General features: G+C 57.6%; 5 protein-coding genes. 4 read left to right on the plus strand and 1 reads right to left on the minus strand.

Annotation, left to right across the window (positions count from 1 at the left end; translation table 11 throughout):
* The first annotated feature begins 227 nt into the window (after positions 1–227).
* The 4 genes from U5771_RS23410 (at position 228) to U5771_RS23425 (ending at position 5,276) form a co-directional block, all read left to right on the plus strand.
* Positions 228–1,193: a hypothetical protein gene (locus tag U5771_RS23410; RefSeq protein WP_322026159.1), complete on the plus strand. Its 966-nt coding sequence runs from the start codon at positions 228–230 to the stop codon at positions 1,191–1,193.
* A 2-nt stretch (positions 1,194–1,195) separates the two neighbouring features.
* Complete coding sequence (locus U5771_RS23415; RefSeq protein ID WP_322026160.1) at positions 1,196–1,633, plus strand: hypothetical protein; 438 nt, start codon at positions 1,196–1,198, stop codon at positions 1,631–1,633.
* Between the two features lie 137 nt (positions 1,634–1,770).
* Complete coding sequence (locus U5771_RS23420) at positions 1,771–4,935, plus strand: LysM peptidoglycan-binding domain-containing protein (RefSeq protein WP_322026161.1); 3,165 nt, start codon at positions 1,771–1,773, stop codon at positions 4,933–4,935.
* 11 nt (positions 4,936–4,946) lie between these two features.
* Positions 4,947–5,276, plus strand: a complete 330-nt coding sequence (locus tag U5771_RS23425) for a hypothetical protein (protein ID WP_322026162.1) — start codon at positions 4,947–4,949, stop codon at positions 5,274–5,276.
* A gap of 8 nt (positions 5,277–5,284) precedes the next feature.
* Here U5771_RS23425 and U5771_RS23430 read toward each other — a convergent pair whose 3' ends face one another.
* The gene (locus U5771_RS23430; RefSeq protein ID WP_322026163.1) at positions 5,285–5,902 is read right to left on the minus strand and encodes a DUF4291 domain-containing protein; all 618 of its coding nucleotides are present in this window, start codon (positions 5,900–5,902) and stop codon (positions 5,285–5,287) included.
* Between the last annotated feature and the right edge of the window lie 98 nt (positions 5,903–6,000).

Here is a 6,000-nt window from a genome sequence, read left to right on the forward strand (position 1 = left end):
CAGCCTTGCTGAGTTGATGCACTCGTCGAAGGGGAAGTGCTTTCTCCTCCGACGAGTGCCCATAGTGTCGCGTGATGAATTAAATTCGGCGTAAAAACCCACGTCTGGGCAAAAAGTACCCCTCGCCGTATTGATGGGCCGGAAAGCCGTGTGCTATAAGGGTTTGCGCTCTTTAAGAAGGCAGTTCGCGTCAAAGACACCTGTTTGGCAATATGGTCGCGGACCGGATGCAAGGTGCGTCGATCGCGAAAATCAGTGCGCCAAGTTCGACCGACTTGTTGACGCAGCAGGCCATCGCGGCCGTCAACGGGCAGGTTATGCCGGGGGCGATCGGCGGCGTTGGTAGCGGTTTCATGCCAAGCGATACGTTTTACAACGGCAACGCCGGATTGTTTGGTGTTGCTGGTGGGACGATGTCGACACTGGACGCAGTGACCAGTGCCGCGTCAGTCGACACATTAGCGGCGTCTCGCGCAGCTTCGACATATAGCGCTGCGACGCTGCTGAACGGGCTGGGTATGGGTATCCCGGCAGCACCGACGCAACTGGCAGGAGATGCCTTCCGGGCGAGCCTTGCGGATCCGCGGCCCGGTGTGCAAGTGGCGGGTGACTTCTGGCCGCCGATGGGCGGGAACTACACGCGCACTGACGAAGCGGAGATGACGGGAGCCTCTGGCCAACGAGACTGGGCGTCGCAGTCGAAGATCGACCTGTTCCTCCAAGGGGTTGCCAATGGTCTGAATGGGATCATGTGGGGTGGTGGCATGCCTCCGCCGACAAGTCCGGCGTTGGCGCTGGTTGGACCCAGTGCAATCGGTTTGGCGAGGGCTGTAACGGGCTTGGTGCCAAGAAATGCAATCTTTAATAGCGGTAACGAAGATCATTCGTCTTCCGTGTCAAGCAGTGCGAAGACCGAATTCAAGGAGTTCAATCAGGCCCAAAAGGCTGCAATGGAATGGTTGGGTGCCCGAGGCTTCAAAGCAGAACAACCGACCCTCGCAAAGTTTGGTGATGGCGCTGGTAAGCCGATTGGGATGAAATCCTCTGACGGTCGAGTTGGATTTCGTATTGAATATGATGAGAGAAGTGGTGCTCATATTAACGTATTCGCTGGCAAGGAAAAGGGGCCACACTTTACCTTCGAAGGCAGTCAATCAACAGTTGATCAGATCGTAAGACAATACAGGAAATGACGATGAGTGCGAATTTCTATGAATCCGAGCTTCGAGAGAATTTAAAGGAATTATTTGATTCTGGTGAATTAAGAGTAATCGGGAATTCATCGGAAATTTTTAAAAAACTGGCGGATGTGTATCCGGCAGCCGGCTCAAAGATCGATTGGAATCGGGTCCCGGGATCAGTTGGACGTGTTGAGGTGAAAGATGATCTTCAAGCTGAAAGGTTTGCAGATTTCTTTGATGAAATGGCTGCTGAATTTGCCTTGTCAGGTGATGTAATTTACGTTGGGGACAGTTCGACGGACTTTGCACTAGAGGGGGCGATCACCACCATCAGAAAGATTCTTCCCGAATTGCTCAGTGTTCCACAGCACCATTATATTGTTGGCCTAGGGTGCTCATGGTGTATGTGTTTGACTATGGAAGGCGATATGGACTTTGGACCCGCAAGTTAGTTTGAGTGGGGCTGGGATTAATCAATAGATCGAGGGCCGCAACAGCGGCCGTCGGTGTTTTTAGGCGGTGATGATGCGCTACCGTATTCGACGGCAACCGGACACAGGAGCGGTTCCGTTCGATCGCGGACAACTACGTGTTCGCGCAGACGGTGGTCGAATACGACGCGATGAACCGCGTCACGGCGATTCGCGACCTCAAATACAACGTGTATTACGAGTACGACGCGGTGGGCAATCGCCGCCGGATGCTGGCGGAATATTACGACCTGCGCGACAACCATAAGACGTATCAGGAGTACTGGTACGAATACGACCAACTGAACCGGTTCACGGTGTCGATGGGACAGTTGTCGACCGGCCAGCGGGCGACGAGCGCGGCTGACGCGAGCGTGTCGATTGTGATGGGCGGAGCGGGATCGGACGGTGTTCAGCTCGGCTACAACGCGGCGGGTGAGCGGACGCTGGCCCGGTATGCGAGCGACGGGCGCACGGAAATCTACGCGTACGACGCGAACGGTTACCTGACGACGCAGACGATCAACGGAAAGCTGTACGCGCAGCGGACCAACGACGCGGCGGGCCGGGTGACGCGCTATACGTCGTACGACAAGGACGGTACGACTCGGCTGGTGGATCTGGAGCGTAATTGGGACGCGGATGGTCAACTGATGACCGAACGCGACAACGTCGCGCAGCAGACCACGTCCTATACGCGGATGGCGGACGGCACGGTGACGCGGGTCGATCAGCGGCCGATCTCCGGCACCGGCACATCGGTGACGACCACTTACGGGTACGAGTGGTGGGACAGCGCGAAGCAGAAGACGGTGACATCGCAGGCGAGCGCCCCGAACCGTCCGGGCTGGAAGCCGGCGAAGAGCCTGATGGAGTACGACGTCAACGGCAACCTGAGGACAGTGTACGACGACGGCGGCGAGCAGGCGGACAAGTCGCGCAGGCTCACTTACTGGACGGACCAACAGGGCCAGGTGCTGCGTCGTGACGAACTGGTGCAGGTGCGTTGGGGCGAGAACTGGCAGGTGCTGGGTGCGGGCGGCGACTACAAGCACGAGTACTACTACCTGAACGGGCATCGAGTGGGCAACGTCGGCAACGACGGAGTCGATCACGTTGACTACGTGCAGGAGCTTGCCGGCCGACTGGGGACGGGCAGCGACGATCGGTACAAGATCTTCAAGCCGATCAGCACGGCGGACTTCGATGAAAACTTCATGCGAGTCGACAATGCGTATCCGGGGCCGGCGGCGGGCAGCTGGACGGTGCGCGCGGGCGATACGTTGCAGTCGATCGCGTCGGCGGTGTGGGGGGACGCGACGCTGTGGTACATCCTGGCGGACGCGAACGGGTTGAAGGGAGAGGATGGGCTGAAGTCGGGGCAGATACTCAAGATTCCGAACAAGGTGACGAACGTCCACAACACGTCGGAGACGTTCAAGCCGTATGACCCGGGCCGCGCGATCGGCGATACGCAGCCGACGCTGCCGGCGCCGCCCCCTCCGCCGGGACCCGGCGGGTGCGGCGGGTTCATGCCGATCATTGCGATCATCGTGGCCGCTGTAGCGACGGTGGTGACGGCAGGAGCGGCGGCACCCGCGTTGGGTGCGACGGCCACCGGCGGGCTGTTTGCGACCGGCGTGAGCGCGGTGACGGGCTCGCTGGGCGTGGCGGGGCTCGGCGCGGCCGCGATCGGTGGGGCGGTTGGGGCAATTGCCTCGCAAGGCGTGATGATTGCCGGCGGTGCACAGCGCGGGTTCGACTGGAAAGGCGTGGCCTTGGGCGCTGCGGCCTCAGGCGTGACGGCTGGGCTAGGCGGGGCCGGCATTGGTGGGGCGCTGTCGAAAATCTTGGGTGAAGCTGGCGCCGCAGTTGCGGCGGGCGCAGCGCGATCGACGATCACGCAAGGGCTGGGTGTGATCACTGGTGTTCAGCATAGTTTCGACTGGACGGGTGTGGCGGCCAGCGCGATTGCGTCGGGTGTAGGCTATGGGGCAGGTCAGGCGTTCGGTTCGGTGACGTCGGGCTTCGATCCGAACATGGCGCGGTTTGTAACGGGTGTCGGCGCTGGCGTGGCGGCTGGTGCGGCGAGTACCTTGGTGCGCGGCGGCAGTCTTGGGCGCAACATTGGGGCAATCGCGGCGGACGCGGTGGCCAGCACCGTTGGCAATATGGTGGCGGACCGGGTGCAAGGTGCGTCGAGCACGAAAAGCAGTGCGCCTAGTTCGACCGATCTGCTGACTCAACAGGCCATCGCGGCAGTCAACGGGCAGGTTCTGCCGGGGGCGATTGGCGGAGTCGGTAGCGGCTTTATGCCACTTGATACGTCGTATAACGGTAATGCCGGGTTGTTTGGTGTTGCTGGTGGTGCGATGACGACGTTGGATGCTGTGACGAGTACGGCTTCTGCGGATGCGCTCGCCGCATCTCGTGCTCCATATAGCGCATCGTCGTTGTTGTTCGGCCCATCGATGGGGTTCCCGGACCGAGAGCGTCCAATCATGCTGGCCGATGCAGGCGGCAATCCTGAAAATACTCTGCTGGCATGGAGAGTTGCAGCGGGACAGATGGCGTCGGACGCCGGGAACTACGTGAAGGGCTTGGCCAACACCCCGACGCAGTTTGTGAATGGGGCTCTTGCGCTTGGTCACGCGGCTGTGAGAGGCGGCGAAGCGATTGGTTTGCTTCCTCCGGGAGCTGGGGCCGGGCCGACACCGCAAATTCCGTATTTCCAAACTGACGGTGGTTTCGCTGCGCGTTCTGGAAATGCAACCGGGTTTGCGCTGACGATATTTGGGCAGATTCCTGAGCAGCTTGCGATGAAGACTGCGGGCGTACTTGACGCAGCATTGTCGCGGCAAGCAGCAAAGGCCTCAACAGGCGAGACGGTTACGGTGTACAGAGTGGACGACATAGGTTTCGCGCCGCGAATCTCTAGCGACGGTACTATCCCAATAGTTACGACCCGTTCAGGCAATGAGCGGGCCTTGTTTGTCAACATTGGACAGCCACAAAGAGCTCAAGAATTTGCACTCGTGAATCGCGGCGGCAATGCTACTGTTACTGCGGTTGATGCCGATGCCTCGATTTTGGAGAGACTGAGAGCTACCGCCGTTTATGATAAAAGTAGAGCTGCAACGTTGAATCCGACGGCGCCACTGGTGGTGGATGTGAATAAAGCCGTGGATCAATTTGGTCTGCGTACTTCAGAGCAGATTCAGTGGCTTCGGGATGCAATAAAAACCGGCACTGCTCGGATTATTGATCCTAAGAATTTAAGATAGGAGTTTTTGAAGTGGGAAAAATATTTATTATTCCATTCCATGTTAAGCGGATGGAGCCGTCGATAATGCCATCGTCGCTTGAGGGAGCGTATGTGAGCTGTTACGCTTCCGGCCGGGACTATGCAGAAGCTGCTGAAAAGTGCTTGACGAGACTCATTGAAGATGGCCTGCATCCAGAAGAAATCCTCCAGCCCATCCACGAGATGAGAATGGAGGACTGGGCGAAGCATGTAAATGATGTGTGGAAGGATCAGGCTACTTCCTTGCCCGATCAGGCTGCGTTTGAAGAGGCGATTGAAGGGGGCGCAGTCGTGTATGGTCCATTCGGGTCATACACTTAACTAGATATTTAGTTGTCTGGAGTAGGCTTGTTTTTCTGGGAGGAAGGAATCGGCTGGTATGGTTCTTCGTGGGGCAAAATTAACCGAGCTTCATCAAACCTATTGGCTCTGACTAGCGCATGGATGTCATGTGCTAGCTGAGTCACGTCCGATACTCGTTGTATCCATTCCTGTACATAGAGATCAACGGCCTGTTTACTCAGGCCGATTTGGATTGCACGATGCGTCAGAGGCTGCAACTGCAAATCCCGTTCCGGATCCCATTGAATTCGCACGGGATTTTCTTCCTTTATACGTTGCCATTGTTCCGGACTCGTCGACTCGCTGGGATGGCTCAGGCAACTGTGAGCTAATGCCCACGCGAAGCCATCGTGCGATATATCGATCGCGAGGATCCGAGCTTGATTGGGATCCTTTTGTCCCCAGCCAGATCGATACATCGTCCAAAGAAATGACGGCTTTATCCACGTCATACGTTCCATCTTGAACGGTGGAGAAACGAATGTTCCGTTCGCCAGCGTAGTATCGGCGATGGTGTCTGAGTAGGCTTGGTAAACGCGGATGGTGCTGTCGTCGTAGACGGCACGAATTTGGCGTATAGGAATGAGTCGCGGTTCGTTCGGCATTTCTGAATTTTACTGCACGTTGCTGCTTCGAGCGGGGCAAGTGACGCGCGGTGGTGAGCTATAGATATACGTAAAAACACGCGCCTGGGCAAAAAATA

Origin of the sequence: Burkholderia sp. BCC1977, from assembly GCF_905339595.1 — a bacterium.
In the GTDB taxonomy this organism is placed as follows: Bacteria; Pseudomonadota; Gammaproteobacteria; order Burkholderiales; family Burkholderiaceae; genus Burkholderia.

Excerpts from the sequence above, each read along its gene's own strand:
- U5771_RS23410 (WP_322026159.1), top strand. The coding sequence starts at position 228 with ATGCAAGGTGCGTCGATCGCGAAAATCAGTGCGCCAAGTTCGACCGAC.
- U5771_RS23430 (WP_322026163.1), bottom strand. The coding sequence starts at position 5,902 with ATGCCGAACGAACCGCGACTCATTCCTATACGCCAAATTCGTGCCGTC.
- U5771_RS23415 (WP_322026160.1), top strand. The coding sequence starts at position 1,196 with ATGAGTGCGAATTTCTATGAATCCGAGCTTCGAGAGAATTTAAAGGAA.